Origin of the sequence: Sphingomonas sp. Leaf33, from assembly GCF_001421785.1 — a bacterium.
In the GTDB taxonomy this organism is placed as follows: Bacteria; Pseudomonadota; Alphaproteobacteria; order Sphingomonadales; family Sphingomonadaceae; genus Sphingomonas.
This window is the reverse complement of sequence record NZ_LMLB01000011.1, coordinates 110842-136733: the sequence shown is the minus strand read 5'-3', so window position 1 is coordinate 136733 and position 25892 is coordinate 110842. Positions and strand designations below refer to the sequence as shown.

Below are 25892 nucleotides of genomic sequence, written 5' to 3'. Positions count from 1 at the left end.
CGCCCACATGTCCCTTCATCTCATCAACAATTTCAAAGAGCCGACAAAAATACCGACGTTCAAATACCCTCCCAAGAGAGAGTTTTGATCGTCTGGTTTTTGGCGACCAACCCGTGAACCATCCGGCTCACCGCGTCGGTGGAGTGGCTTCTATGCTCGAGGTTCCAGACCGTCAAACACTTTTTGCAATTTTGTTTCAGTACGGCGTCAAACCCGCAGAAATCCGCCATTTACGTGATCGTAAGCGGCCACCCGCTATCCAGCGTCGGTGACCCATATCGCCCGAATCACGTCGAATCAGCCCGCTCCACCGGCCGAATCTCCCCCGGAATCACTCCGATCGCAGGTTCGCAGCGCCGTGATCTGGCGGTCGGGCACGCAGATTCTGGGGCAAATGATCGCGTGGGCATCGACCTTCCTCGTGATTCGCATCCTCAGCCCGGCGGATTACGGGCTGTTCGCGATGACGCAGGTCATTCTGGTCCTGCTCAACATGCTGAACGGCTACGGCCTCGCGAGTGCCGTCATCCAGAAGGCCGAGATCGACGACCGCGCGGTGCGCCAGTTGTTCGGGATGCTGATCCTGCTGAACGCCGCACTGGCCCTGACGCAATTCCTGGTCGCGCCGATCGTCGCCGCCTATTTCCGCCAGCCACCGGTTGCCGACCTGCTGCGCGTGCAGGCGGCGCTGTATCTCACGACCCCGTTCATCGCGCTGCCCTATGCGCTGCTGTCGCGGCGGATGGAGTTCAGGCGGCAGTCCGCGGTCAACCTCGTCTCGGCGGTGCTCGGCGCCATCGCCGCCTTCGCCGGTGCGGTCGGCGGGCTGGGGGTGTGGACGCTCGTGCTTGCGCCCGCCGTGATGTGGAGCGCCCGCGCGATCGGCATGATGTGGGCGGCGGCGTGGTGGCGGATGCCGAGCTTCGACTTCCGCGGGGCGGGCAGCATCGCCCGGTACGGCGGCTTGATGGCCGCAGGACAGCTGTTCTGGTTCGTCCAGAGCCAGGCGGACGTCTTCGTCGCGGGCCGGACCCTGCCCGCCTATGAGCTGGGCATCTACACGACCAGCCTGTTCCTCGCGCAGATCTTCGTATCGAAGTTCGTGCCCCCGCTGAACGAAGTCGCCTTCTCCGCTTATGCCCGAATCCAGGACGACGGCGCGTCGATGGGCGCCGCGTTCCTGAAATCGGCACAGATCATCTTCCTGGCGGCGATGCCGTTTTACCTCGGTCTCGCGGTCGTCGCCGATCCGCTGGTCGCGGTCGTGCTGGGTGACAAGTGGCTCGCCACCGGGCCGGTCGTCGCACTGCTCGCGCTGGCGATGCCCTTCATGACGCTGCAGGTCCTGTTCGCACCGGCGAGCGATGCACGCGGCCACCCGGAGATCAGCGCGCGCAATTCAGCGACGGGCGCGGTCGTGCTGGGGATCGCCTTCGTGATCGGCGCGCAATGGGGCGTCCGTGGTCTCGGCATCGCGTGGATCGTCGCCTATCCGCTGTATCTCGCGATCTGTGCACGGCGGACCTTGCCCGTGATCGGGGTTACGGCAGGCCAGGTCGCGCACGCGGTCGCGGTGCCGGTGTTCGCGGCGGCGACGATGGCCGCAGGCGTCTGGCTGCTCGACCATGCGCTGCCCGCGATGTCACCGCTGCTGCGCCTGACCACCCTGGTGGCCACCGGCGGGGGGATTTACCTCGCCGTACTGCTGATCGTCGCGCGAGACATGGTGCGCGAGACGATCGCGCTGGTCCGCAACCGCTGACGGATCAGCTTCGGATATAGTCGCGCATCGCCGATGCCTCGGCCTCGATCCGGTCGATGCGGTGCTTCACCAGGTCGCCGATCGAGACGATGCCAACGAGCGAATCGCCATCGACCACCGGCAGGTGACGGATCCGGCGATGGGTCATGACCGACAGCGCGCCGAGCACCGGCTCGCCCGAAGCGATCGTCTCGACCGGGGCGGTCATCACGTCGCACACCCGCCGCTCCAGCAGGCTCGCGCCGTCGGTCGCCAGATGCCGGATCACGTCGCGTTCGGAAAAGACGCCGGCGACCGCTCCCCCCTCCATCACCGGGACCGCGCCGATTCGCCGGTCGGCCAGCAATCGCACCGCATCGCCGACGCTGGCATCCGCATCGATCGTCACCACATCGTGGCCCTTGCCGCCCAGGATCACCGCGATCGTCATCGCACCCCCTCCTCGTCGTTCGTATTTCGGGCGTTGAGCATCGCGCAAACGCGGAGCATTGCAAAGACCCTATGCCGCAGCATGATCCTGTCCCCCGCCCCGACCCGCTCGACGACCCCGACTATGCCGGATTCGCCTGGGGCCGGTACAAACGCATCCTGCGCTGGATGGGCGTGGTATCGGTCACGACCGGCGCGGGCGCGGTCGGGATCCTGTGGCAGTCGCTCGGGCCGCTGCCGATCCACATGGCGATCGCGACCTTTCTGGGCGTGTCGCTGACCATATTGATGGCGGCGCTGCTGATGGGACTGATCTTCCTGAGTTCGGGGAGCGGCCATGACGAAGCGGTCGAGCGGCATGACCGGCACGAAGACTCGGGCGTCTGGCGCGACGAATAGAAAAAGGCCGGGGTCGCGCGATGGCGGCCCCGGCCTTTTACCTGAACACTTCGCAGCCTGTTTCCGCTCGGCTCACGCCGCCGGCGGGATGGCCTCGTCCTCGGTCCGAACCCGACGCGGACGGCCGCGGCGCGGGCGTTCGGCCGGTGTTTCGTCGCCGGACGCAACCGATACGACCGGATCGGTCGAGATCGCCGGCGGCAACAGCGCGGCGTCGAAGCCATTGCTGTCGCCCGTATCCTGCGCCGTCTCGCGCTGCACCGTCTCGCGGCGCGGGCGGCGGGTGCGGCGCGGTTCGTCGTTCGCCGGGATCGGTGCGGGGCGGTCTTCCGACGCCGTTTCCACCGTCATCTCGCGCGGCTGACGACGCGGACGTTCCTGACCCTGGTCGCCGGCATCGCGATCGCGGCGCGGGCGAGCTTCGCGATCGGCGCGGGGGGCACGCTCGCCACCGTCGCGGTTCTCGCGATTGTCACGATAGTCGCGGCGCGGCCGTTCCTGGCGATCCTGACGCTCGCCGTCCTCCGACGCCTGCTGATAGTGCGCGGGGCTCGCGATATCGCCTTCGAAGCCGAAATCCTCGCCATCGTCGTCCATCTCGTCGTCACGCTGGCGACGGACCTGGCCATTTTCTTCGGCGCGCGACCGGGTTTCGGCGAGCACGCGGAAATAATGATCGGCGAACTGAAGGTAATATTCGGTGTTCACCCGGTCGCCTGCGCGTTGCGCGTCGGCGGCGAGATTCTTGTACTTCTCGAGCAACTGGGCGGCATTGCCGCGTGCCCGATTGTCGATGCGATTGCCGTTATCCGGGCGACCGGGGTTACCCCCTTGACGCTGCCCGCCGCGACCGCGACGGCGGCCGGCCTGACGATTGTTCATCAAAGTGTTCGGTCCTGTCCCATACTGGCATCTGCGTAGCGCGCGCTTCGTAACCGCTGCGCGCTGCGGATGCGTGACATCCCCCCGGATACCCGGCCTCTTTCCCTGAAAAGAGGCCTGGCGTCCCGCCAAGGCCGCCGGACGTCAGCGGCTCTGTAGCTTGATGGAGCCGGCCCCAACCATATCAACGATTTGGGAGTGGGTGCCTGCCCTGACGCCAGTCTTAGCGGCTGGGGCATCGCTCGCCAAGCATTATATTGTGCGAGCGCGAACCGGGGTCAAGTTACGACCAGGCACCGCGCGCGGCCCGCCAGGTCCCGGCGCAGGCTGACCGCAAACCCCTGGTCGACGAAGAGTGCCCCGGCGCTGTCGGCCTGGGACGCACCGATCTCGATGCAGGCGACGCCACCGGCGCCGAGCTGGGGGCGCAGCACGGCGGCGATGGCGCGATAGTCGTCGAGGCCGTCGGCGCCGGCGAACAGAGCGGTCGCGGGTTCCCAGTCGGCGACCTCGCGCGGGAGCGCTTCTTCGGTGCCGATGTACGGCGGGTTGCACAGGATCAGGTCGTGCGGTCCGCCCCGCCCGCTCCAGCCACCGCGCTCGATCCGCGCGCGGTCGGTCATGTCGAGACGCCGCACATTGTCGCGCGCGATGGCGATCGCGGAGTCGGAGGCGTCGATGCCGATGCCGGTCGCGGCCGGCCACTCGGCCAGCGCGGCGAGCAGCAGCGCGCCGGAACCGGTGCCGAGGTCGAGCACCGAGCGCGGACCCGGCGTGCCGGCGAAATGCTCGACCGCAGCCTCGATCAAGGTTTCGCTGTCGGGGCGCGGGATCAGCACGCCCGGAGCGACATGGAGGCTGATCGTCCAGAAATCGCGGCTGCCGGTGATGTAGGCGACCGGCTCGTGGGCCAGACGGCGGGTGAGCAGGTCTTCGAAGGCGGGCGGGGTCGGCGCGTCGAGATGGCGGAGGATCAGCGCGTCGCGGGTGGTGCCGAGCGCGTGGGCCATCAGCAGTTCGGCGTCGAGGCGGGGGGTGTCGGAGACTTCGCCGAGCTGAGAGGTGGCGGTGCGGAGAGCGGCGCGGATTGTCATCGCGGCACGTCGCGGCAAAGCCGCGCCGTCGGACGAAGCGCTTCGCTTCGCCGGCCGTGCTTGACCGAGTCCTGCCACGATCCGTGGCAGGCCGGCCTACGCATCCAGCGTCGCCAACCGCTCGGCCTCGTCCTCGGCCACCAGCGCATCGATCAGTTCGTCCATCTCGCCCATCAGGATTTCGGGCAGGCGGTGCAGCGTCAGGTTGATGCGGTGATCGGTCACGCGTCCTTGCGGGAAATTGTACGTCCGGATGCGCTCCGACCGGTCGCCCGATCCGACCATCGACTTGCGCGCGCCCGCCCGTTCCGACGCCAACCGCGCGCGCTCCGCCTCGTACAGCCGGGTCCGCAGCACCTTCAGCGCCTTGGCCTTGTTCTTGTGCTGGCTGCGCTCGTCCTGCTGGATGACGACCAGGCCGGTCGGCACGTGGGTGATGCGGATCGCCGAATCGGTCGTGTTGACGTGTTGCCCGCCAGCACCCGACGCGCGATAGATGTCGATCTTCAGGTCCTTGTCCTGGATGTCGACATCGACCTCCTCGGCCTCGGGCAGCACCGCGACGGTCGCGGCGGAGGTGTGGATGCGCCCGCCGCTTTCGGTCACCGGCACGCGCTGGACGCGGTGGACGCCGCTTTCGAACTTCAGCTTGGCGAACACGCCCTTGCCCACGACCGAGGCAACGACTTCCTTGTAGCCGCCGGCATCGCTGTCGGAGCCGGAGATCAGCTCGACCTTCCACCCCTGGCGGTCGGCGTACCGCTGGTACATGCGCATCAGGTCGCCCGCGAACAGCGCCGCTTCGTCGCCGCCGGTGCCCGCGCGGATTTCCAGCATTGCGGCGCGTTCGTCCGCCACGTCGCGCGGCAACAGCGCCAGCGCCAGCGCGCGGTCGGCCGTCTCCAGCGCGCGTTCATTCTCGCGCAGTTCCTCGATCGCCATCGCGCGCAGTTCGGCATCGCCGTCCTGCGACATATAGGTCAGGCTGTCGGCCTCCTGCCGCAACCGCCGCACCTCCGCCGCGGCGACGGCGACGGGTTCGATCTCGGCATATTCCTTCGACACCGCGACGAAACGCTCGCCCGGCAGGTCGCCGGTCGCCATCAGCGCCTGCAACTCGTCACGTCGCGCCTCGATCTGCCGGATGCGGTCGGCCGGGATGCGGGTCACTGCTTTAGACCGTCCTCGACTAAGCCAATTAGATTGCCGCCCTTAATGACAGGATAGCGGCCTCCTAGGGCGGAGCTGACCCGCGCTAGAATATCTCCTGCGACTAACTTATCAAACCCGGTCCATAACCGAGCGCGAAAGTCCGTATCAATGTAAAGAATTGTTTTCGCGCTCTCTTTGTTCGCCCGATTCTTTTGAGCCTTTCGCCCAGCAGAAAACGCGACACTTGCTCGCAACTTCGATTTTCGCAGGAGTAAAGCGACTGTTTGCGCCTCAAAGTGCAGCTCTGGCGCCTCCGAGATGACTGTCACTTCCGGCACTTCGACCGCCGGCTCCTCCAGCAACATCGCCAACCGCTCGATCCCCGCGGCCCAGCCCACGCCCGGCGTCGGTTGCCCGCCCAGGCTCTCGACCAGCCCGTCGTAGCGCCCTCCGGCCAGCACGGTCCCTTGCGCGCCCAGCCGATCGGTCACGAACTCGAACGCGGTGTGGCGGTAGTAGTCGAGCCCGCGGACCAGGCGGTCGTTGCGGGTCCACTTGACCCCCGCCGCGTCGAGGCCCGACGTCACCGCCGCAAAGAAGTCGCTCGCCTCCGCAGTCAGGAACTGATCGATCCCCGGCGCGCTGTCCGCGATCGGCCGATCGCGTGGGTCCTTTGAATCGAGAATCCGCATCGGGTTTTTGTCGAGCCGGATCAGGCTGTCCTCGCTCAGCACGTCGCGGCTGCCGGCGAAATGCTCGACCAGCGCCGCGCGCCACGCATCACGCGTCGCGGCATCGCCCAGCGTGTTGAGCTGGAGCGTCACCCCATCGGCAATGCCCAGTTCGTTCAGCAATTGGTCGGCGAGTGCCAGCAACTCGACGTCCGCCGCCGGCTCGGCCGCGCCCAGGATTTCGGCGTCGATCTGGTGAAACTGGCGATAGCGCCCCTTCTGAGGGCGTTCGTAGCGGAAGACGGGGCCGTGCGTCGCCACCTTGATCGGGGCGTGCTGCTGCCAGCCGTTGCCGATATAGGCGCGCGCGATGCCGGCGGTGAATTCCGGCCGCAGCGTCAGCGAATCGCCGCCGCGGTCGGGGAAGGTGTACATTTCCTTCGCCACGACGTCGGTCGTCTCGCCGATCGAACGGGCGAAGACCTGCGTGTCCTCGAACACCGGCAATTCGACGCGGCCGAAGCAATACAGCCGGCGGACGCGGTCGAACGTATCGACGACGCGGGCGAAGCGACGCTCTTCCTCGAAGGCGATGTCCTGCGTGCCGCGCACGCGTTGCGGGGTCTGGATGCGGGCCATAAGCGCCGCGCCTTATGCGACGAATCGAGCGAGCGCTAGAGTCTGTACCCGTCGCCGCTTTACGCTATCGGGGCCGCGATGAAAGCGAGCGACCTTCAGGACCGGATCATCGCGCGGCTGCTGCGGGACCACGGCGGCACCAAGCAGCGCTGGCGCATGGTCATCGGCCGGGTGAAGCTCTACGATCCCGCGACCCATCCGCACTGCAACTGGGCGCTCGACCCGCAAGGCAGCGCGCAGGAAAATGCGGTTGTCGAGGGGCTGATGGACGATCTTCGCCTGCGGTTGCGCATCGTGACGCCCGGCTGACGGATCATCTGGGCGCCTGCGGCATTTCCCCCGTCAGATGACCGCCGCCGCCCAGCCCTTCCCCACCTCCCCGTTCCGCATCCCGCTGTTCCGGCAGGTCTGGACCGCCAGCCTGTGTTCGAACTTCGGCGGGCTCATCCAGTCGGTCGGCGCGTCGTGGATGATGACGGGTCTCGGCGCCTCGCCACAGATGATCGCGCTGGTCCAGGCATCGACCAGCCTGCCGATCATGCTGTTGTCCCTCTGGGCGGGCGCGATGGCCGACAACCTCGACCGCCGCCGCATCCTGCTGGCCGCGCAGAGCTTCATGCTGGTCGTGTCGCTGATGCTGGCGGTCGGCACCTGGGCGGGCTGGATCACGCCGTGGCTGCTGCTGGCCTTCACCTTCCTGATCGGCTGCGGGACCGCGATCAACGGACCTGCCTGGCAGGCGTCGGTCGGCGACATGGTGCCGCGCCCGCTGCTGTCGAGCGCGGTGGCGTACAACAGCATGGGGTTCAACATCGCGCGCAGCGTCGGCCCGGCGATCGGCGGCGCGATCATCGCCGCGGCGGGCGCAGCGGCGGCGTTCGCGGCCAACGCGGTCAGCTATGTCGGGCTGATCGTCGTCTTGAAGCGCTGGCAGCCCAACCTGCCGCCGCGCCGCCTGCCGCGCGAGCGGCTGGGCGTCGCGATGGAAGCGGGCGTGCGCTATGTCCGCCTGTCGCCGCCGATCCTGACCGTGTTGATGCGCGCGTCGCTGTTCGGGCTGGCGGCGAGCGCGATCCCCGCACTGATGCCGCTGGTCGCGCGCGATCTGGTGCGCGGCGGGCCGCTGACCTACGGTATCCTGCTCGGTGCGTTCGGGATCGGCGCGGTCGGCGGCGCGCTGCTGGCGCGACGGCTGCGCGAGAAGGCCACGACCGAGCAGATCGTGCGCCTTGCCTCGCTAGGCCTCGCGGTCGGCGGCATCTTCACGGCAATGGGCAACCTGCCACTGGCGATCCCCGCGCTGGCGCTGGCCGGGGCCGGCTGGGTGCTGGCGCTTTCGACGTTCAACGTCAGCGTCCAGCTCGCCTCGCCGCGCTGGGTCGTCGCGCGAGCCATCGCCCTCTATCAGATGGCGACGTTCGGCGGGATGGCGGCGGGCAGCTGGCTGTTCGGCTCGGTCGCAAGCAGCCACGGCGTCGCCCACGCGCTCATCGCCGCCGCCGCGATCCAGCTGTTGAGCGTGGTCGCCGGCTTCGTCCGCCGGATGCCCGAAATAACCCAGGCCGACCTCGCGCCAAGATCGGGCTGGGTGGAGCCGACCACGGCGGTCCCGGTCCAGCCGCGCAGCGGGCCGATCGTCATCACCGTCGAGCACCGCATTGCCGAGGCCAACGTCGCGCGGTTCCTGACCGTCATGAGCGAGCGTCGCCGCATCCGCCGCCGCGACGGCGCCCGCGCGTGGCAGCTGCTGCGCGACCTGGGCGAGCCGACTTTGTGGGTCGAGCGGTTCCACTTCGGCACCTGGCTCGATTACGTCCGCCACAACGAACGCCGCACGCAGGCCGATGCGGTGAACAGCGATGCGCTTCACGCGCTGTGGATCGACGGCCAGCCGCCGGTCATCCACCGCCGCATCGAACGCCAGACCGGATCGCTGCCGGCCGCAGACGCAGGCGACACGCAGCTGCTGGAACCCATCACCGATCCGACGCGGTCGAGCTAACTCCGCCGAATGCGTGCCCGCGCCAGCTTGCGATCCTCGAGCGAATAATACAGCCATATCGCGTCGTCCTCGACCACCACCGATGCGGCAAAGGCGATGTCGGTCGCGCTGCGATCGTCGGCCGGCGGCGGGGTCACCAAAGGTTCGATTCCGCGATCGACGACGCGCGTGCAGCCGCGGTCGAACGCGACCCAGCCGATCCGCCAGCGCGCGTCGCGGGTCGCGCCGTTGTAGAACATGACCGGCATGTCGGGATCGCTCGTCAGCAGCGGACCCGTCGACAGATGCCAGTCGTCCCAACTGCCGTCCCGCGGCATCAGCGGGGTTGGCTGCTCGACCCACGGACCGACTTCACTCGCCCCGATCGCCAGGCCGATGCGCGACGCCTGATCAGCGGCATATTCGTAGAACAGCCGCCAGTGCCCGTCCGCGGTGCGATCGACCGTCGCTTCCTTGGTGTTCCCCTCCGACTTGGACGAGGCGAGCGCGACGCCGCGTTTCTCCAGCCGGTCGAGGGACGGGCCGGTCGCATAGGCCAGCTCGCCGTGCGCCATGTCGGCGAGCACGCCGGTGTAGTAGACGATATAGCTGCCATCGGCATGGCGCAGGACGGTCGGGTCCTCGACCCCGCCGGCGTCATGCTCGCCCGGCCCCGGCACGATCGACGGCGCGCCGAGCATCGTGAAGCGGCGGCCGTCGTCGCTCCAGCCGGCCCAGATCACGCCGGTATCGGTCATCGATTGCCCTGCGCGGACGACGGCGCGCACCATGACACCCCAGCGACCGTCGGGCTCACGCCAGATATACGGGCTCATCAGATCGCGCGCCATCAGCGCATCTGGCCCGTCGAGCACGACCTCCTCGATCGCCTTCACGTTGAAATCGATCGGTATCCGGCTGTCCTCGACCCGGTCCTTGATGTGCGTGTCGCGCACGGTCATGCGCCGACCGCCTGGAGCAGCGACAGACCGCCGTCGATGACGATCCGTGCGCCGGTGATGTAGCGCGCGCGATCGGAGGCGAGGAAGACGGCCAGGTCGGCAACCTCCGCCGGGTCGCCCGCACGGCCCATCGGGATGTTGCGCTCCAGCGACCGGCGATAGGACACGTCCTTCATCGCGCGGTCGTTCATCGGCGTCAGGATCATCCCCGGCTCGATCGCATTGACGCGGATGCCGCGCGGCGCCTCCTCGATCGCCAGCGTCTCGACCAGATTGGTGAGCCCGCCCTTGGCTGCACAATAATCGGCACCGCCCGCGCGCACGGCATAGGCGTGGATTGACGAGATATGCAGGATCGTAGCCGGCCCGGCCGCTTCCCCCCGCCCGGTCAGGAACCGGCGCGAGGTCAGGAAGGCGCCGGTCAGGTCGGTGTCGATCAGACGCCGCCATTGGTCGAGCGCCATGTCGCGGACACGGACCCCGGTCATGTTAAGGCCGGCGGAGTTGACCAGCACTTGCGGTACGCCCCATGCGCGCTCGACCGCGGCAAAGGCGGCATCGACCGACGCTTCGTCATCGACCGCGGCCTGGACGGCCATCGCCTCGCCACCCGCCGCGCGCACGGCGACTGCGGTCGCCTCGGCCGCGGCGGCATCGCTGTGGTAGAGGACGGCGACGCGGTCGCCCCCGGCACCGAACGCCGCGGCACAGGCCGCGCCGATTCCCGATTCCGCGCCCGTCACGATCACCGTTCGCGCCGTCATTCATCACCTCGTCGCTATGTTACCGGGCCGAAACGAGCAGGACGCGAAAGCGCTTCATCCGGATCAGGATTTCGCCGACACATACCGGCACACCAGCCAGGCAATGCCGCCGGCGATGACCACCACGCCGCCGATGGCCAGCGCGACATGCTCGACCGAATGCAGCCGGCCGACCGCCGTCGCCAGGGCACGCCCGAAAAGATAGCCGATGGTCGAGATCAGCACCGCCCATACCACCGCCGCCGCGGCGTTCAGCGCCAGGAAGCGGCGGGTCGGCACACGCATCGTCCCGATCGCCATCGGGCTGACGGTGCGCAGACCGTAGAGGAAGCGAAAGGCGAAGATGAAGCCGGTCGGATAGCGCTCCAGCAGCGCCAGTGCCCGCGCGAACGCCGGCTTCTCGCGGATGCGCTTGACGCGGCGGTGATCGCGGAACCGGCGGCCGATCGCGAAGAACAGCCCGTCGGCAAGTGCCGACCCCGCCGCCGCGGCAACCATGACGCCGGCCAGCGGCAACATGCCCTGATTCGCGAGCAGCCCGCCACCGGCGACCACCGTCTCGCCCTCCACGCCTGCGCCGACGAAGATCGCCAGCAGGCCATAGCGCGCAACGATCGCTTCCAGCGTCATGGGTATGCCCCCGCCGGCAGCTCCAGCCGAACGCACAGGCCGCCGCCCGGCGCATCGTCAAGCGTCAGCGTGCCCCCGTACAGCGCGACCAAGTCGGCGGCGATCGTCAGGCCGAAGCCGTGCCCGTCGCCGCGCTCGTCCAGCCGCGTACCCGGCTGCGCCACGCGTGCGCGATCCTCGGAAGGGATGCCGGGACCGTCGTCGGTGATGACGATCGCGATACGCCGGGCGTCGTCGGCCACCCGCGCTGCGGTCACTACCACCTGCCCACGCGCATGGCGCGCGGCATTGTCGAGCAGATTGCCCAGCAGTTCGTCGAGGTCGTGCGCATCGACCGCGACGGACAGGTCATCGGCGATATCGAGCGTCAACGTACGATCGCCGTGCAGCCGGCGAATGACGGCGCCCAGTCCGGCGACCGCGGGTGCCAGCGACGTGGCGGCGCGGTGGTTGGCGGTCGCGGTTCGGGCACGCGCAAGGTGATGACGGATCGTCGCATCGATCCGCGCGACCTGCGCTGCCGCCTGCGGTTGGTCGCGCAGGTCGATCGCCAGCGTCGCCACCGGCGTCTTGAGCGCATGGGCGAGGTTGACGGCGGAGGCCCGCGCCGTGGCCAACGCGGCGGCATTGTCGGCGGCGAGCGCATTGAGTTCGACAGCGAGCGGCCGGAGTTCGGACGGCTGGTCCTCCGTGACCTGCGTGCGCGTCCCGCCACGGATCGCCGCGACCTGATCGCGCAAGACCCGCAGCGGCCGCAGCCCGATCCGCAACTGCACCAGCATCGCCGTGGTCAGCAGCACGCCCAAAACCAGCAACGCCGCGAGCAACGGCCACATCGCCGCGCGCACTGGCCATCGGACCACATCGCGTGGTGCCGCGGCGATGATCGTGACCGGCCCGCGCGGGGTCTGGAGCGTGATGCGGCGCGCGTGGACCGCGACGCCATACTCGCTGGCACCCTCCAGCGCGGTCAGACGTTCGGGCCGCCCCGGCCGCGTTGGCGGCGTCCGGGGCGGCAGCGGGCCGGGCCCCGGCAGCGGCGGGCCGATGTCGGCCAACGCGGGAAAATCGGCCGAGCCGATCGTGCCGTCCGGCCCCGCGATCTGCCAGCGCCAGCCAGGACCGCTCTCGGTCAACCCGGCGCGCGCCTGCAACCGCGCGCGATCGATCCGCCCGTCGCCATCGACGGTCCCTGCCAGCAGCGTCACTTCCGAATCGAGCCGGCGATCCAGCCCCTCCACCACCAGCCGTTCGAGCAGCCCAGCGATCGACAGCCCGGCGATTCCCAGCGCGACGATGGTCGCGACCGCCGACAGCAGCAGCATCCGCCCATGGAGCGAGGCGGGCATCAGCCTCATGCGGCGCACGCCAGGCGATAGCCGCGACCGCGCACCGTCTCGATCAGCTCCGCGCCGACCTTCTTGCGCAGGCGGCCGACGATCACTTCCAGGCTGTTCGAATCGACGTCCGCGTCGCCTTCGTACACGCGTTCGAGCAGCTCCAGCCGTTCGATCACAGCACCTTTCCGCAGCATCAGCTGCGACAGCACGCGCCATTCGAACGCCGTCAGCTTCAGTGGCAGGCCGTCAAGCTCGAACTGGCCGAGCTGGCTGTCGAAGCTGAGCGCGCCGCAGGTCAGCCGCGGCGCGGCATGGCCGGCCGCACGACGGACCAGCGCGCGCAGCCGCATGACCAGCTCCTCGACGCGGAACGGCTTCACCAGATAATCGTCCGCCCCGGCCTTGAAGCCCTGGACCTTGTCCGACCATGCATCGCGCGCGGTCAGGATCAGCACCGGCAGCGTGCGACCCGCATCGCGCCACGCCTTCAGCACCCCGACCCCGTCCTGGCCGGGCAGGCCGAGATCGAGTACCGCCGCGTCGTAGCTCTCGGTCTCGCCCAGATGCGCGGCATCGATGCCATCGGCGATCAGGTCGACCGCACAATTCTCGGCTCGCAGCGCCCGTGCGATGGCGGGGCCCAGGTCGCGGTCGTCTTCCACCAGCAGGATGCGCATCTCGAAGCCCTATGCCTGCTGCCTAAACCGAAACTGAACCGCATGGTTCAGCGGGGGTGGTCGTGCTGCATTCTAAACCCCTTGTCATCGATTGATCAAAAAGGAGTCGATCATGACGTTCGATAGACGATTTGTTCCCCATCTCGGTACCCGCCAGCGGCTCGCGCTGGGCGGCGCGGCGTTGCTTGCCCTGGGCGCGACCGGCGGTGCGGCGGCGATGGCGATGACGCGGCCGACCGTGGAAATGGCGCCGACGGTGCCGACCGCCGTCGCCGAGCTTGCCGATACCAGCGGTCTGGTCACCGTCCGCGGGCGTGTGGCCGGCGTCTACGGCGACCGGGTGATGGTGCAGGACCAGAGCGGTCGCGCACTGGTCGATGTCGGCCGCGACGCTGCATCGGGCCTGCGCACCGGCGCTCCCCTTCTGGTCCAGGGTCGCTTCGACGACGGCCAGCTCCGCGCGCATTATCTGGTCGATGCGGCCGGCGCCGTGCAGCAGGTCGGCCCGCCCCCGCCGCCCTTGGGTGCCGGCCCGCGGCCGCGGCATGACCACGGTGCGGGAGCCCCGCCGCCGCCCGGTGGCGCCGGTGCGCCCCCTCCGCCGCCGCCGGGTGGTGCCGGCGCGCCTCCCCCGCCCCCGCCGGGCGCTGGTGCTCCGCCGCCGGGCGCCGGTGCGCTGCCCCCGCCGCCGGTCGCGGGCAGCGTCCCTCCGCCGCCGCCGGCCGGGATGACTGCGCCTCCGCCGCCACCCGCCGGGCAGGCGCCGACCGCGCCGCCGGTGGTCCCGCGTCGCTGACACGCTCGTGAAGGGAGCGGCCCGGCTTCGGTCGGGCCGCACTTTCGCATCCGCACTGGATTTTCGGCCCGGTTGCGATAGCGACCGTCGCCATGACGACATCCCAAGCGCTCCAGACTTACGACGTCCTGATCGTCGGCGGCGGGCATGGCGGCGCGCAGGCGGCGATCGCGCTGCGCCAGCGCGGCTTCCCCGGCAGTATCGCCATCGTCGGCGAGGAAGCCGATCTGCCGTACGAGCGCCCACCGCTCAGCAAGGACTATCTGCTGGGCGGCAAGCCGTTCGAGCGGATGCTGCTGCGCCCCGCCGCCTTCTGGGCCGAGCGCGACGTGACGATGCTGCTCGGGCAGCGGGTGACCGCGGTCGATGCCGACGCCCGGCGAGTCACGACCGCGGACGGCCTGACGATCGGCTACGGCGACCTGATCTGGGCGACTGGCGGCCACCCGCGGCGGCTGGTCTGTACCGGGCACGACCTGACCGGCGTGCATTCGGTCCGCACCCGCGCCGACATCGACCGGCTGCTGGGCGAACTGCCCGCGGTGACCCGCGTCGTCGTGATCGGCGGCGGCTATATCGGGCTGGAAGCCGCCGCGGCGCTGACGAAGCTTGGCAAGGCGGTGACGCTGATCGAGGCGCAGGACCGCGTCCTCGCCCGCGTCGCCGGACGCACGCTGTCGGTATTCTACGCGGCGGAGCACCGTGCAAACGGCGTCGACCTGCGCACCGGCATCGGCGTCGACTGTATCGAAGGGGATGCCCGCGTCACCGGCGTCCGCCTGTCGGACGGCACCCTGCTGCCGTGCGAGATGGCGATCGTCGGCATCGGCATCGTCCCCGCGGTCGAACCCCTGCTGGCGGCGGGTGCGGAGGGCGGCAACGGCGTGCGCGTAGACGCGACGTGCCGCACCAGCCTACCGCACGTTTACGCGATCGGGGATTGCGCCGCCCACGCGAACGCTTTTGCCGACGGCGCCGAGATCCGGCTGGAGTCGGTCCAGAACGCCAACGACATGGCGACCACCGCCGCCCGCGCGATCCTGGGCGAGGACGTCCCCTATCGTGCGACCCCGTGGTTCTGGTCGAACCAGTATGACCTGAAGCTCCAGACCGTCGGCCTGTCCGCGGGCCATAATGCCGAAGTCGTCCGCGGCGATCGGACGACGCGCAGCTTTTCGGTGGTCTATCTGAAGGGCGGGCGCGTGGTCGCGCTCGACTGCGTCAACGCGGTGAAGGACTATGTGCAGGGCCGCGCGCTGGTCGAGGCGGGCGCGGTGATCGATCCGGCGCGGCTGGCGGATGCGGGCGAGCCGTTGAAGGCGATGCTGATCAGCTAAACCGCCGCATCCCGGATCGTCTCCATGGCGACGAAGGTCGATGTATTTGCGACATGCGGCAGCGCAGATATCCGCTCGCCCAGCACTTCGCGGTACCGCCGGATATCCGCCGTCCGCACCTTCAGCAGATAGTCGAAGCTGCTGGCGATCATATGGCATTCCTCGACCTCGGGGATGCGCAACACCGCGCGGCGGAACTCCTCCAGCGCGGCTTCTCGTGTGTCGGACAGCTTCACTTCGGTGAAGGCGATGTGATCGAGCCCGAGGCGTACCGGATCGACCACCGCGCGGAAGCCCAGGATGTAGCCGCCGTCGATCAGCCGCTTCAGCCGCACCTGGCACGGCGTCTTCGACAGGCCGACGCGCTTCGCGAGTTCGGTGACCGACAGCCGCCCGTCGGCGCGCAACGCCTCGATGATCCGGCGGTCGAACGCGTCGATCGGTCCGGACACAGGCAGTCTGGCGTCCATTCGATCTGTCATCCGTCGTCCAAAAGGTGCGTTCGGCCTGACATTGCGGCAAATCCGGGCGGATCGCTACCGGAGAATCCGGTATAGCGGATGTCATGAGCACGCCCCCCTTCGCCGACTTCGCCCCGCCGATCCGCCCGCAGGACGCCCAGCGCCGCGCGATCACCGCCGCCTATCGCCGCCCGGAACCCGAGTGCATGGCCCCGCTGCTCGATGCCGCGACGCTACCCGACGATATCCGCCGCTATGCGACCGCCACCGCGACGCAGCTCGTCACTGCGCTGCGCGCCAAGCACAAGGGCACCGGCGTCGAGGGGCTGGTCCAGGAATACGCGCTGTCGAGCCAGGAGGGCGTGGCCCTCATGTGCCTGGCCGAGGCGCTGCTGCGCATCCCCGACAGCGCGACGCGCGATGCGCTCATTCGCGACAAGATCTCGGGCGGCGACTGGCGCTCCCACGTCGGCGACGGCCGCTCGCTGTTCGTCAATGCCGCGACCTGGGGCCTGGTCGTCACCGGCAAGCTGACCGGCAGCGTCAACGACTCGGGCCTCGGCGCTGCGCTGACCCGCCTGATCGCGCGCGCGGGCGAGCCGGTGATCCGCCGCGGCGTCGACATGGCGATGCGCATGATGGGCGAGCAGTTCGTCACCGGCGAGACGATCGCCGAAGCGCTCGATCGCGCCAAGCCGCTCGAGACCCGCGGCTTCCGCTACAGCTACGACATGCTCGGCGAAGCGGCGACGACCGCGGCCGATGCCGAACGCTACTACCGCGACTACGAGACCGCCGTCCGCGCGATCGGCAAAGCGGCGGCGGGGCGCGGGATCTATGCGGGGCCCGGCATCTCGATCAAGCTGTCCGCACTCCACCCGCGCTACGTCCGCGCGCAGGCCGAGCGGGTGATGGACGAGCTGCTGCCCAAGGTGAAGGCGCTGGCCGTCCTCGCCAGGAGCTACGATATCGGCCTGAACATCGATGCGGAGGAGGCCGACCGGCTCGAACTTTCGCTCGACCTGCTCGAATCGCTTGCGACCGACCCCGACCTCGCCGGCTGGGATGGTCTCGGCTTCGTCGTCCAGGCGTACGGCAAGCGCTGCCCGTTCGTCATCGACTGGATCATCGACCTGGCCACCCGCGCCAACCGCCGCATCATGGTCCGACTTGTGAAGGGCGCCTATTGGGACGCGGAAATCAAGCGCGCGCAGGTCGATGGCCTGGCCGACTTCCCCGTTTATACCCGCAAGATCCACACCGACATCGCGTACATCGCCTGCGCGAGGAAACTGCTGGCGGCGAAGCACGCGGTGTTTCCGCAGTTCGCGACGCACAACGCCCAGACGCTGTCGACGATCTACCACCTGGCCGGTCCTGACTTCACCGTCGGCGATTATGAATTCCAGTGCCTCCACGGCATGGGCGAGCCGCTGTATGACGAGGTCGTCGGCGGCAACAAGCTGAACCGGCCGTGCCGCATCTATGCGCCGGTCGGCACGCACGAGACGCTGCTGGCGTATCTCGTCCGCCGCCTGCTGGAAAACGGCGCGAATTCGTCGTTCGTCAACCGGATCGCCGATCCCAAGGTCTCGATCGCCGAGTTGGTCGCCGATCCGGTCGATGCCGTCCGCGCGATGGCGCAGCCGGGCCAGAAGAACCCGCACATCGCCCTTCCCCGCGATCTCTACGGCGAGCGCGTCAATTCCTCAGGTCTCGACCTGAGCGACGAGGGCACTCTCGCGATGCTAAGCAAGACGATGGCCGGCGAAGGCCCGTGGACTGCAGGGGAAGTCGGCACCGAACGCCCCGTTCTCAACCCCGCCGACCGCCGCGATCAGGTGGGTGTGGTGCGCGAGATGAGCGTCGCCGACGCGCAGGCCGCCGCCCGCACCGCTGCGGCCGCCGCTCCTGCCTGGGCCGACACCACGCCGGCCGACCGCGCCGCGATGCTGGACCGCGCCGCCGACGCCATGCAGGACCGGATGCCGCAACTGCTGCCGCTGATCGTGCGCGAGGCCGGCAAGTCGCTGCCCAACGCCATCGCCGAAGTGCGTGAGGCGATCGATTTCCTGCGCTATTATGCGCAGCAGGCGCGCACGACGCTGGGTGCCGGGCACCACCCGCTCGGCGTCGTCACCTGCATCAGCCCGTGGAATTTCCCGCTGGCGATCTTTACCGGCCAGGTTGCCGCGGCGCTGGTCGCGGGCAACGCCGTGCTCGCCAAGCCGGCCGAGGAAACGCCGCTGGTCGCCGCGCAGGGTGTCGCGCTGCTGCACGAAGCGGGCATTCCTGCCGACGTGCTCCAGTTCGTCCCCGGCGACGGCGCGATCGGCGCGGCGCTGGTCGCGGCGCCCGAAACGATGGCGGTGATGTTCACCGGGTCGACCGAAGTCGCCCGACTGATCCAGAAGGAACTGGCCAAGCGCCTGCTGCCGGGCGGTGCGCCGATCCCGTTCATCGCGGAAACCGGCGGCCAGAATGCGATGATCGTCGATTCCTCGGCGCTGGCCGAACAGGTCGTGGCAGACGTCGTCGCCTCGGCCTTCGACAGCGCGGGCCAGCGCTGTTCGGCGCTGCGTGTCCTGTGCCTGCAGGAAGAAGTCGCCGACCGCACGCTGGCGATGATCAAGGGCGCGCTGCACGAACTGTCGATCGGCCGCACCGACACGCTCCGGACCGACATCGGTCCGGTCATCACCGCCGAAGCCAAGAGCATCATTGAAAAGCACATCGCCAGGATGCGCGGCGCCGGTCGCCGCGTCGAGCAGGTGACACTGGCGGGCGACACCGCGAACGGCACCTTCGTCGCGCCGACCATCATCGAGCTGAGCGACATCGCCGAACTGGAGCGCGAAGTCTTCGGTCCCGTGCTCCACGTCGTCCGCTTCCGCCGGGCAGAGCTCGACCGCTTGGTCGACCGGATCAACGCGACCGGCTACGGTCTCACCTTCGGCCTGCACACCCGCCTCGACGAGACGATCGCGCACGTGACCAGCCGCGTGAAGGCGGGCAACCTCTATATCAACCGCAACGTCATCGGCGCGGTCGTCGGCGTGCAACCGTTCGGCGGGCGCGGACTGTCGGGCACGGGGCCGAAGGCGGGCGGACCGCTCTATCTCGGCCGGCTGGTGGCGGGCGCCGACCTGCCGCCGCCGGTGATTTCCGATGCTGCCGATCCCGCTGCCCGCGATCTGGCGATCTGGCTGGAGGCGCAGGGCGAAACCCGCGCCGCGACCGGCGTGCGCGCGGCGATCGCCGCGTCGATGCTGGGCGCGGAAACCGAACTCGCAGGGCCAGTCGGGGAACGCAATCTCTACGCGCTGCATCCGCGCGGCCGCATCCTGCTGCTACCGCAGACCCTGGGTGGGCTGTTCGACCAGTTGGGAGCTGCCCTCGCGGCGGGCAACGAAGCGGTGATCGGCGGCGATGGCGCGGCTTTCCGCGACCTGCTGGCAAGCCTGCCGCAGAGCGTCGTCGCCCGCGTGGCGGTCGCCGACGACTGGCGGCGCGAACCCGCCTTCGCCGGCGCGTTGATCGAGGGCGACGATGCGCGGGTGTCGACAGCACTCGCGGCGCTCGCCGACCTGCCGGGTCCGATCGTCCTGCCGCAGGCGGCGAGCGCCGGCTATCGGCTCGACTGGCTGGTCGAGGAAGTATCGACGTCGATCAACACGACCGCAGCGGGGGGCAACGCCAGCCTGATGGTTCTGCCGACGAGTTGAACCTTTCGTCGTCCCCGCGAAGACGGGGAGCCATCTCCCGGACAAGCCTGGTGGCAAGGGCGGGAGATGGACTCCCGCCGCCGCGGGAATGACGAGGCTTGGGGCAACCCGTGTCACATCCTCGCCACGTCCCCGCCCGGTGACCGCCACGCCGCCTGTGTGTAAGGGCAGGACATGGTCGCCCGTCTGATTGCCTTCGCCTGCCTGATCCTCGCGCTCGCCGCTCCGGCCGGCGCGCAGAGCAACGGCTTCGACCTGTCCGGTCCCGACCTGTCGGCTACGGTGACGCGGGGTGGCGTTACTTTGCCGCTGGGCGCGGTCCCGACGCTGAAGGGCGGCGACCGGCTGACGCTCGCAATGGTCCTGCCCGACAATCAGTCGGCACGGTATCTGCTGGTCGTCGCTTTCCTGCGCGGTGCGACCAACCCGCCGCCGAAGGACTGGTTCTTCCGTGCCGAGACGTGGAAGCGCGGCAAGGGCACGCTCGACATCACCGTCCCGGCCGGCGCCGAGCAGGCGGTGCTGTTCCTGGCACCCGAGGCCGGCGGCGGGTTCGACGCGGTGCGCGACGCCGTGCGGGGGCGGCCGGGCGTGTTCGTCCGCGCCGCGCAGGACCTCCAACAGGCCTCGCTCGACCGCGCGCGGCTCGACGCCTTCGTCGCTGGCATGGCTGCGGCGGCGGACAGCGATCCCGACCGGTTGCCCAGCGTCGCGCCGGTGCTCGCGACTGCGCTTCGGATCAAGCTCAACGCCGATTGCCTGTCGCGGCGGCGCGATTTGCAGGCCACCTGCCTCAGCCAGGCGCGCGATTCGGTCGTGCTCCAGGCGCAGCGCGGCGCGACGCTGACCGAGACGCTGACCGGCGCGCCCGTCGATATCGCCTACCGCGTGGCGGCAACGCGCGAAGGCGGCGCCGGCTTCTACAGCCCCTATATCGGCCTGGCGCGCGATCTGGCGCGGCTGTTCGGTGCGTTCCGCAGCGCGCAATATCAATATGTCCCGGCGCTGGCGCTCGGCCGCGGCGATACGGTCCACCTGCAACTGAACACCGCGCCGTCGTTCCAGAATCCGCGATCGGTGCTGGTCGCGCCGCTGCCGCCGATCGGCGACGTCCCACCGCCCGCGTGGCGCCCGGCGAGCGGCGAGATCCAGTGCCTGACGCAGCCCGGCCTCACGCTGATGCTGGACGACGCGTCGCTGATGTTCGCGACCGGCTATGCCCGTGACCTGGCGTTGCGATTGACCGCAGCGGACGGAAAGATGCTCGATGTGCCGCTCACGGCGCAAGCGGCGACCGGAGGACTGCGTCCCACAGGCGACCTGCCGGCTGTCGCCGGCCCCGTTTCTGCCGCCGTGCTGCACGGCCGCTGGGGCTTCGATCCGTTCATAGGCCCGCGCCTCCTGGTGCGGCTCGATTCGGCCGGCGCCTGGACGGCCCCTGCCGACGGCGTCGTGGTCGTCGGGCGCGAGCATCCGCTGAGCTTGCGCGGCGGGGTCGCTGCCTGTGTGACGCGTATCGCGCTGAAGGACGCAGACGGCAGCCTGCGTCCGGCCCCGTGGAAGGCCACCGCCCCGGATGCGGTCGATGCCACGCTACCGCTCGCCAAGGTGAAGCCCGGCGGACTCACGCTGGTCGTCGAGCGCGCCGGAACCGCTGATGCCGCGACGATCACGCTGACCGGCCGGGTCGAAGCGAGCCGGCTAGACCGGTTCGTCATTTATGACGGCGACCGGACGGGCGTGCTGGCGGGCGCCCGACTCGATCAGGTCGCCACGCTCGATCTGGCCGGACGGCGCTTCGTTCCCGCAACTCTGACCCGCGGGGGTGACGGCGACCGGCTGGAGCTGACGCGCGACGACGGCGGAGAGATTGCCCGCGATGCGACCGAGGCTCGGGTCAGGCTGCGTGATGGCCGAACCGCCACAGTTGCCGCGCGCGTTGCCCCGCCCCGCCCGGCCGTCACGCTCGTCAGCCGCGACGTGGCGCTCGCACCGGTTCCGGATACCCGCCCGATCTCGCTACCCGCCGGCTTGATCCCGCGCGACGCCTCCTTGACCTTTTCGCTGCGTACCCCCGGCGGCCTGACCGTCACCGACGCCATAGAGATCGCCGCCGGCGACGACGGCGCGGCGACGCGCCTGACCGTCGCCTCGGGCGCGATCCAGCGAATCGGCGACGACATCGCCGTCGCGCGCCTGTCCCCCGTGACCGCATTTGGCCCCTCAGTTACCGGTGCCATCCGCTTCCGCCTGACGCGCGGCGATGTCTCCGGCGATTGGCAACCGCTCGGGCAAATCGTCCGCCTGCCCGCGCTCACCGCACTCGACTGCGCGCCCGCAAACAAAGGCTGCACGCTGGTCGGTCGCGACCTGTTCACTATCGCCGCGGTCGGCGCCACGGCAGACCTGGCGAATGCGGTGGCTCTGCCGGCCGGCTTCGTCGGGGGTCGTATCGACCTGCCCGGCCTGTCCGCCAAGCGCCTGTTCCTGCGCCTCCGGGATGCGCCCGACGCGGTCGTCGAGACGACGTTTTAGTCGAAGCTGGTCGATACGCAGGCGAAACAGCGGGCACTATCCGGCGCGGCGTCTGTTGAGAGGTTTCGAAAGGAGGCGCCTGTGACAGACAAGATCGTTGCGATCGGACTGCTGACGCAACGCGACCTCGACCTGCTGGGTAGCGGATTCGAACGTGCGTTCGCGGTCCGGCAGGATGATGTCTTTGCCGATCTCGTTGCCCGGCTGGATCATATCCCGCCGGTGCAGCAGCCGACCAACCGGCATCGGTCGCGTTGACCAATGGCTTCCTGATTGTCGACCCAAACGAAAACGGCGGACCGCAAGGCCCGCCGTTTTCTGTTTGAGTGGGAAAAACGCCCCGGATCAGTTCAGACGGCCGAGCCCGGCGATCGTGCGGTCGACCAGCGCCTGGTCGGTATCCGCACCATGCTTGGCCGCGATCAGTGCCGCTGCCGCCTTGGTCGCGGCGTCGGCAGTCTTTGCGCGAACCTCGGCCAGTGCCGTACGCTCGGCCGCGGCGATCTTGTCCTCGGCCATCTTGGCGCGGCGCGATACCAGATCGACGGCATCGGCTTCGGCCTTGGCGATCAGTGCCTTGGCCTCGTCCTCGGCGTGCGCCACGATGTCGCGCGTCTGCGTCTCCACGTCGGCCAGCTTGCGCGCATATTCGTCGCGCAGCGCTTCCGCCTCGGCACGCAGCTGCCTGGCTTCGTCCAGACGCTGGCGGATGCCGGCGATCTGCTTGTCGAGCAGGCCGCCGATCAGCCTAGGCACACCCTTCACGACCAGTACGGCCAGGAAGACCGCCATCGCCAGGCTTACCCAGACGGTCGCATCCAGTCCGAACAGCGCCGGGTCGGGATGATTGGCCGGGCCCGTGCCACCATGTTCGGTGGTCAGCGCCTCGCCGCCCGTCTTGGGCACACCTTCCTCATGGATCGCCTGTTCGAGCGTCGGGGAGGTGGTCGCATTAGCCATGGAGCACCGCCTTCGTCGCTGCCTGCGCTTCCTCGCGCGTCACCGACGCACCCGACAGGCGCGTGACGATGTCCCGCGCGGCGTCGGTCGCGACGGTTTCGATCTCGGCCATCGCAGCCTGGGCCGCCGACGCGATCCGTGCCTCGGCCGCGCTCACCTGCACTGCCGTCGCCTCGCCTGCCGTGGCAAGCGTCGCTTCACTGGCAGCCTGCGAGCGAGCGCGCGCGGCGGCGATCGTCTGGCGGGCCTGTTCGCGCGCGGCATTCTCGATCCCGCGCCAGCGCTCTTCCTGGGCATCGGCCTCGGCGCGCGCGCTTTCCGCGGCGGCAAGATCGGACGCGACCGACGCGTCACGCGCGTCGATCGTACCCTGGACCTTGGGGACCATGCCCCGGCCCACGATGAGGAAGGCGATGCCGAAGGTGAGCGCCAGCCAGAACAGCTGCGACGCCCAGGTGGCCGCCAATTGTTCGATCTGAGGCATCTCTACTCCGCTCGTCTAGCAATGCGCATTCCCGGCCGCCGGCAAGCCCACCGGCCGGGAAGCACGATTACGCGACGAAGATCAGCAGGACGGCAACGACGAACGCCAGCAGGCCGAGAAGCTCGGCAGCGGCGAAGCCGATGAACATGTTGCCCTGCTGGCTCGATGCCGCACCCGGATTGCGCAGCGCACCTTCGAGGAACGCCGCGAACACGTTGCCCACGCCCAGCGCCGCGAGGCCCGCACCGATGGCAGCCAGACCGGCACCCAGCAGCTTGATCGAATCACCGTCCATTGTTCAACTCCCGTAAGAAATTAGTGTGTAAGGAAAATCAGTGATGGTCGTGCAGATGCACGGCATCGTTGATGTAGAGCGAGGTCAGCAGCGCGAAGACGTACGCCTGCACACCCGCGACCAGCAGTTCGAGCGCCGAGACACCGACCATCAGCGCGAAGCTCGGCAGGCCGACAAGGACGCCGAGCCCTGCACCAACGTTGCCTGCGTTAATGATGAAGCCCGCCAGCACCTTCAGCAGGATGTGGCCCGCGGTCATCGCGACGAACAGTCGCAGCGCCAGGCTGAAGGGGCGCACCATGAACGAGACGAACTCGATCGGCGTCACCAGCAGCAGCACCGGGATCGGCGTACCCTTGGGCACGAACAGCGAGAAGAAGCGCAGGCCATGCCGCGCGAAGCCGACACCCAGCACGATCAGGAAGCTGGCGATCGCCAGAACGCCGGTCGCGGTGAAGTGGCTGGTGAAAGTGAACGGGTGCACGCCGACGACGCCCAGCGGCATCAGGCCGAGGACGTTGGCGAACAGGATGAACATGAACAGCGTGAAGACGTACGGCAGGAAGGCGCGGCCTTCCTTGCCGATGTTCTGCTTCAGCAGCTTGTCGATGAAGCCAGTGAAGCCTTCCACCGCCATCTGCCAGCGACCGGGCACCTGCGCGCCCTTCATCCCGCCCAGCATGAACAGCCACAACGCGACCAGCGCGATGCACATCCACATGGCCGAGTTCGTGAAGGCGATCTGATGACCGCCCAGCTGGAACCCGTTCCAGATGGTCTGCACCTCGAACTGGTGCATCGGATCGATCTTGCCCGAACCTGCCGACACGTTTCTGCTTCCCGCAAATATTACGACAGGCGCCCGAAGGTCACTTCGAACGCCCGCTGGAAATCCGGATGATGTTCCTGAACGCGGCCGCGGTTCCGAGGAACAGCAGCCCGAGCAGGCACCAAGGCGACGTGCCCAGCAAACGATCGAGCACCCACCCGATCAGGGCACCTCCGACCATTCCCCCGATCAGTTCGGCCAGCACGCGGTTGCCGAGACGATAGCCGTCTCCGCTCTCCACACGTGCCTCACCGCTTCGGATCGCCTCGTCGGTCTTCGCCCGGTTCAGCCGCTCATCGAGCGCGCTCAGGCGAGTATCCTCCGAGATTGGGTCCAGTCCGGGCTCTCTCTCCACCATCTGTTCTCTCCGCCAGAGCGGGCAGGACAAACGGCCGAGCGGCAAGCCCGCCAAGGCAGGCGCGCTTTAGGAAGCGGAAACCGGCGAGTCAACCAAAAGCCCGTTCGGGCAGGGGTCTATGGTCCGTCGCAGACCGTCGTGCGCCCGCCAACGCGACACGAAAGCGTCACACGCAGCGCGGGTCGCGCGTCGGGGCGTCGGCGCCGCGGGTCAGCCACTCACCCGAGGGCGACTGGTATTTCTCGCCCGGCGACGTCTTGGCGATCAGGTTGCAGCCGGCGACGAACGCCATCTGTTCCACGGTGGCGCCGTTGCCGGCCTGGCGGGTGTAGGCCGCCTTGCGCTGGATGTTGATGTTGTTGACCGTCGCGCGCAGCTCCGGCGTCGGGTTGCCGACGATGCCGAGATAGCCGTCCGGCTGCTCGCCGACCTGCCCGGCCGAGCGCGCGGCGGCATAGGCCGGGTCGCGCTGGGCTCGAGCCGCAGTCGCGACGAACGCGCCGGCGGCGGCAACGGCGATCAGGGCGGTGATGTGAAGCGTCTTCATCTTAGAAAATCCCCGGATTCTGCTGGATGAGCGACTTCGCCTCCCCATCGAGGCGGTAGACGACTTCCTGCGTGATCGAGATGTTGAGGTTGATGACGATCGGCTTGTCGGGCGCGTTCACGGTCACGCACCCGCTGGTCATGCCGGCCATCGCGACCCCGAAGATACCCATCCTCTTCACGC

28 protein-coding genes are annotated in these 25892 nt (G+C 68.9%); 10 read left to right on the top strand and 18 right to left on the bottom strand.

Annotation, left to right across the window (positions count from 1 at the left end):
- Positions 1 to 272: hypothetical protein (locus ASE86_RS16520; RefSeq protein WP_235524109.1), on the top strand; the 272-nt coding region annotated here is incomplete at its 5' end.
- Positions 269 to 1762: a lipopolysaccharide biosynthesis protein gene (locus ASE86_RS13200; protein WP_414881289.1), complete on the top strand. Its 1494-nt coding sequence runs from the start codon at positions 269 to 271 to the stop codon at positions 1760 to 1762. The genes ASE86_RS16520 and ASE86_RS13200, both read left to right, overlap by 4 nt.
- Before the next feature lie 4 nt (positions 1763 to 1766).
- Here ASE86_RS13200 and ASE86_RS13195 read toward each other — a convergent pair whose 3' ends face one another.
- Entirely contained in the window at positions 1767 to 2192 is a 426-nt protein-coding gene (locus ASE86_RS13195) for a CBS domain-containing protein (RefSeq protein ID WP_056427797.1), read from the bottom strand.
- A gap of 71 nt (positions 2193 to 2263) precedes the next feature.
- Here ASE86_RS13195 and ASE86_RS13190 point away from each other — a divergent pair, with 71 nt between their 5' ends.
- Entirely contained in the window at positions 2264 to 2590 is a 327-nt protein-coding gene (locus ASE86_RS13190; protein WP_056427793.1) for a hypothetical protein, read from the top strand.
- 72 nt (positions 2591 to 2662) lie between these two features.
- Here ASE86_RS13190 and ASE86_RS16640 read toward each other — a convergent pair whose 3' ends face one another.
- The 4 genes from ASE86_RS16640 to hisS all read right to left on the bottom strand — a co-directional run bounded on the left by ASE86_RS16640 (position 2663) and on the right by hisS (position 7028).
- Positions 2663 to 3472, bottom strand: a complete 810-nt coding sequence (locus ASE86_RS16640) for a DUF4167 domain-containing protein (protein WP_056427790.1) — start codon at positions 3470 to 3472, stop codon at positions 2663 to 2665.
- A 278-nt stretch (positions 3473 to 3750) separates the two neighbouring features.
- Positions 3751 to 4566 carry a peptide chain release factor N(5)-glutamine methyltransferase gene (gene prmC, locus ASE86_RS13180; RefSeq protein ID WP_056427787.1) on the bottom strand — a complete coding sequence of 272 codons (816 nt, stop codon included), beginning with the start codon at positions 4564 to 4566 and terminating at the stop codon, positions 3751 to 3753.
- Positions 4567 to 4662: 96 nt separating this feature from the next.
- Positions 4663 to 5736, bottom strand: coding sequence for a peptide chain release factor 1 (gene prfA / locus ASE86_RS13175; protein WP_056427782.1), 1074 nt, complete (start codon positions 5734 to 5736; stop codon positions 4663 to 4665).
- Positions 5733 to 7028: a histidine--tRNA ligase gene (gene hisS / locus ASE86_RS13170; protein WP_082441920.1), complete on the bottom strand. Its 1296-nt coding sequence runs from the start codon at positions 7026 to 7028 to the stop codon at positions 5733 to 5735. The genes prfA and hisS overlap by 4 nt, the downstream gene beginning before the upstream one ends.
- Before the next feature lie 78 nt (positions 7029 to 7106).
- Between hisS and ASE86_RS13165 the strand changes: the two genes are divergently transcribed.
- Together ASE86_RS13165 and ASE86_RS13160 are read left to right on the top strand one after the other, a co-directional pair.
- Positions 7107 to 7337: a hypothetical protein gene (locus tag ASE86_RS13165; RefSeq protein ID WP_056427779.1), complete on the top strand. Its 231-nt coding sequence runs from the start codon at positions 7107 to 7109 to the stop codon at positions 7335 to 7337.
- A 37-nt stretch (positions 7338 to 7374) separates the two neighbouring features.
- On the top strand, positions 7375 to 9030 hold the full coding sequence (locus tag ASE86_RS13160; protein WP_056427777.1) for an MFS transporter: 1656 nt from the start codon (positions 7375 to 7377) through the stop codon (positions 9028 to 9030).
- Here ASE86_RS13160 and ASE86_RS13155 read toward each other — a convergent pair.
- The 5 genes from ASE86_RS13155 to ASE86_RS13135 all read right to left on the bottom strand — a co-directional run bounded on the left by ASE86_RS13155 (position 9027) and on the right by ASE86_RS13135 (position 13382).
- Complete coding sequence (locus tag ASE86_RS13155) at positions 9027 to 9971, bottom strand: glycosidase (RefSeq protein ID WP_156347166.1); 945 nt, start codon at positions 9969 to 9971, stop codon at positions 9027 to 9029. The two genes, ASE86_RS13160 and ASE86_RS13155, sit on opposite strands and share 4 nt — an antisense overlap.
- A complete protein-coding gene (locus tag ASE86_RS13150; protein WP_056427775.1) occupies positions 9968 to 10735 on the bottom strand; it encodes an SDR family oxidoreductase in 768 nt (255 codons plus the stop codon). The genes ASE86_RS13155 and ASE86_RS13150 overlap by 4 nt, the downstream gene beginning before the upstream one ends.
- 63 nt (positions 10736 to 10798) lie before the next feature.
- Positions 10799 to 11365: a DedA family protein gene (locus ASE86_RS13145; protein WP_056427773.1), complete on the bottom strand. Its 567-nt coding sequence runs from the start codon at positions 11363 to 11365 to the stop codon at positions 10799 to 10801.
- Entirely contained in the window at positions 11362 to 12723 is a 1362-nt protein-coding gene (locus tag ASE86_RS13140; protein WP_056427770.1) for an ATP-binding protein, read from the bottom strand. Before ASE86_RS13140 ends, ASE86_RS13145 begins: the two co-directional genes overlap by 4 nt.
- Positions 12720 to 13382 carry a response regulator transcription factor gene (locus ASE86_RS13135; RefSeq protein WP_056427767.1) on the bottom strand — a complete coding sequence of 221 codons (663 nt, stop codon included), beginning with the start codon at positions 13380 to 13382 and terminating at the stop codon, positions 12720 to 12722. The genes ASE86_RS13140 and ASE86_RS13135 overlap by 4 nt, the downstream gene beginning before the upstream one ends.
- Before the next feature lie 112 nt (positions 13383 to 13494).
- Here ASE86_RS13135 and ASE86_RS13130 point away from each other — a divergent pair, with 112 nt between their 5' ends.
- Positions 13495 to 14178 carry a hypothetical protein gene (locus ASE86_RS13130; protein WP_056427853.1) on the top strand — a complete coding sequence of 228 codons (684 nt, stop codon included), beginning with the start codon at positions 13495 to 13497 and terminating at the stop codon, positions 14176 to 14178.
- Positions 14179 to 14270: 92 nt separating this feature from the next.
- Positions 14271 to 15515, top strand: a complete 1245-nt coding sequence (locus tag ASE86_RS13125) for an NAD(P)/FAD-dependent oxidoreductase (RefSeq protein ID WP_056427764.1) — start codon at positions 14271 to 14273, stop codon at positions 15513 to 15515.
- On the opposite strand, the gene ASE86_RS13120 is transcribed toward ASE86_RS13125, so the two are convergent.
- Positions 15512 to 15985, bottom strand: coding sequence for an Lrp/AsnC family transcriptional regulator (locus ASE86_RS13120; RefSeq protein WP_056427761.1), 474 nt, complete (start codon positions 15983 to 15985; stop codon positions 15512 to 15514). The two genes, ASE86_RS13125 and ASE86_RS13120, sit on opposite strands and share 4 nt — an antisense overlap.
- A gap of 95 nt (positions 15986 to 16080) precedes the next feature.
- On the opposite strand from ASE86_RS13120, the gene putA reads away from it, so the two are divergent.
- From putA to ASE86_RS13105, 3 genes are all read left to right on the top strand, one after another.
- Entirely contained in the window at positions 16081 to 19701 is a 3621-nt protein-coding gene (gene putA, locus ASE86_RS13115; protein WP_056427758.1) for a trifunctional transcriptional regulator/proline dehydrogenase/L-glutamate gamma-semialdehyde dehydrogenase, read from the top strand.
- A gap of 174 nt (positions 19702 to 19875) precedes the next feature.
- Positions 19876 to 22236: a hypothetical protein gene (locus tag ASE86_RS13110; RefSeq protein WP_056427756.1), complete on the top strand. Its 2361-nt coding sequence runs from the start codon at positions 19876 to 19878 to the stop codon at positions 22234 to 22236.
- Positions 22237 to 22317: 81 nt separating this feature from the next.
- Positions 22318 to 22494, top strand: coding sequence for a hypothetical protein (locus ASE86_RS13105; protein ID WP_200911548.1), 177 nt, complete (start codon positions 22318 to 22320; stop codon positions 22492 to 22494).
- 87 nt (positions 22495 to 22581) lie between these two features.
- Here the strand turns inward: ASE86_RS13105 and ASE86_RS13100 are convergent, their stop codons facing one another.
- The 7 genes from ASE86_RS13100 to ASE86_RS15770 form a co-directional block, all read right to left on the bottom strand.
- On the bottom strand, positions 22582 to 23196 hold the full coding sequence (locus ASE86_RS13100; RefSeq protein ID WP_056427749.1) for a hypothetical protein: 615 nt from the start codon (positions 23194 to 23196) through the stop codon (positions 22582 to 22584).
- Entirely contained in the window at positions 23189 to 23680 is a 492-nt protein-coding gene (locus tag ASE86_RS13095; protein ID WP_056427746.1) for an ATPase, read from the bottom strand. Before ASE86_RS13095 ends, ASE86_RS13100 begins: the two co-directional genes overlap by 8 nt.
- A gap of 67 nt (positions 23681 to 23747) precedes the next feature.
- Positions 23748 to 23975, bottom strand: a complete 228-nt coding sequence (locus ASE86_RS13090) for a F0F1 ATP synthase subunit C (protein WP_056427744.1) — start codon at positions 23973 to 23975, stop codon at positions 23748 to 23750.
- Between the two features lie 37 nt (positions 23976 to 24012).
- The gene (locus ASE86_RS13085) at positions 24013 to 24774 is read right to left on the bottom strand and encodes a F0F1 ATP synthase subunit A (RefSeq protein WP_056427851.1); all 762 of its coding nucleotides are present in this window, start codon (positions 24772 to 24774) and stop codon (positions 24013 to 24015) included.
- Between the two features lie 70 nt (positions 24775 to 24844).
- Positions 24845 to 25162: an AtpZ/AtpI family protein gene (locus ASE86_RS13080; RefSeq protein WP_056427741.1), complete on the bottom strand. Its 318-nt coding sequence runs from the start codon at positions 25160 to 25162 to the stop codon at positions 24845 to 24847.
- A gap of 166 nt (positions 25163 to 25328) precedes the next feature.
- Entirely contained in the window at positions 25329 to 25709 is a 381-nt protein-coding gene (locus ASE86_RS13075) for a YdbL family protein (protein ID WP_056427739.1), read from the bottom strand.
- Between the two features lies 1 nt (position 25710).
- Positions 25711 to 25881, bottom strand: coding sequence for a YnbE family lipoprotein (locus ASE86_RS15770; protein ID WP_156347174.1), 171 nt, complete (start codon positions 25879 to 25881; stop codon positions 25711 to 25713).
- Positions 25882 to 25892: the final 11 nt, after the last annotated feature.

Excerpts from the sequence above, each read along its gene's own strand:
- ASE86_RS13195 (WP_056427797.1), bottom strand. The coding sequence starts at position 2,192 with ATGACGATCGCGGTGATCCTGGGCGGCAAGGGCCACGATGTGGTGACG.
- ASE86_RS13190 (WP_056427793.1), top strand. The coding sequence starts at position 2,264 with ATGCCGCAGCATGATCCTGTCCCCCGCCCCGACCCGCTCGACGACCCC.
- ASE86_RS16640 (WP_056427790.1), bottom strand. The coding sequence starts at position 3,472 with ATGAACAATCGTCAGGCCGGCCGCCGTCGCGGTCGCGGCGGGCAGCGT.
- prmC (WP_056427787.1), bottom strand. The coding sequence starts at position 4,566 with ATGACAATCCGCGCCGCTCTCCGCACCGCCACCTCTCAGCTCGGCGAA.
- hisS (WP_082441920.1), bottom strand. The coding sequence starts at position 7,028 with ATGGCCCGCATCCAGACCCCGCAACGCGTGCGCGGCACGCAGGACATC.
- ASE86_RS13165 (WP_056427779.1), top strand. The coding sequence starts at position 7,107 with ATGAAAGCGAGCGACCTTCAGGACCGGATCATCGCGCGGCTGCTGCGG.
- ASE86_RS13160 (WP_056427777.1), top strand. The coding sequence starts at position 7,375 with ATGACCGCCGCCGCCCAGCCCTTCCCCACCTCCCCGTTCCGCATCCCG.
- ASE86_RS13155 (WP_156347166.1), bottom strand. The coding sequence starts at position 9,971 with ATGACCGTGCGCGACACGCACATCAAGGACCGGGTCGAGGACAGCCGG.
- ASE86_RS13150 (WP_056427775.1), bottom strand. The coding sequence starts at position 10,735 with ATGACGGCGCGAACGGTGATCGTGACGGGCGCGGAATCGGGAATCGGC.
- ASE86_RS13145 (WP_056427773.1), bottom strand. The coding sequence starts at position 11,365 with ATGACGCTGGAAGCGATCGTTGCGCGCTATGGCCTGCTGGCGATCTTC.
- ASE86_RS13140 (WP_056427770.1), bottom strand. The coding sequence starts at position 12,723 with ATGAGGCTGATGCCCGCCTCGCTCCATGGGCGGATGCTGCTGCTGTCG.
- ASE86_RS13135 (WP_056427767.1), bottom strand. The coding sequence starts at position 13,382 with ATGCGCATCCTGCTGGTGGAAGACGACCGCGACCTGGGCCCCGCCATC.
- ASE86_RS13130 (WP_056427853.1), top strand. The coding sequence starts at position 13,495 with ATGACGTTCGATAGACGATTTGTTCCCCATCTCGGTACCCGCCAGCGG.
- ASE86_RS13125 (WP_056427764.1), top strand. The coding sequence starts at position 14,271 with ATGACGACATCCCAAGCGCTCCAGACTTACGACGTCCTGATCGTCGGC.
- ASE86_RS13120 (WP_056427761.1), bottom strand. The coding sequence starts at position 15,985 with ATGGACGCCAGACTGCCTGTGTCCGGACCGATCGACGCGTTCGACCGC.
- putA (WP_056427758.1), top strand. The coding sequence starts at position 16,081 with ATGAGCACGCCCCCCTTCGCCGACTTCGCCCCGCCGATCCGCCCGCAG.
- ASE86_RS13110 (WP_056427756.1), top strand. The coding sequence starts at position 19,876 with ATGGTCGCCCGTCTGATTGCCTTCGCCTGCCTGATCCTCGCGCTCGCC.
- ASE86_RS13100 (WP_056427749.1), bottom strand. The coding sequence starts at position 23,196 with ATGGCTAATGCGACCACCTCCCCGACGCTCGAACAGGCGATCCATGAG.
- ASE86_RS13095 (WP_056427746.1), bottom strand. The coding sequence starts at position 23,680 with ATGCCTCAGATCGAACAATTGGCGGCCACCTGGGCGTCGCAGCTGTTC.
- ASE86_RS13090 (WP_056427744.1), bottom strand. The coding sequence starts at position 23,975 with ATGGACGGTGATTCGATCAAGCTGCTGGGTGCCGGTCTGGCTGCCATC.
- ASE86_RS13085 (WP_056427851.1), bottom strand. The coding sequence starts at position 24,774 with ATGCACCAGTTCGAGGTGCAGACCATCTGGAACGGGTTCCAGCTGGGC.
- ASE86_RS13080 (WP_056427741.1), bottom strand. The coding sequence starts at position 25,162 with ATGGTGGAGAGAGAGCCCGGACTGGACCCAATCTCGGAGGATACTCGC.
- ASE86_RS13075 (WP_056427739.1), bottom strand. The coding sequence starts at position 25,709 with ATGAAGACGCTTCACATCACCGCCCTGATCGCCGTTGCCGCCGCCGGC.
- ASE86_RS15770 (WP_156347174.1), bottom strand. The coding sequence starts at position 25,881 with ATGGGTATCTTCGGGGTCGCGATGGCCGGCATGACCAGCGGGTGCGTG.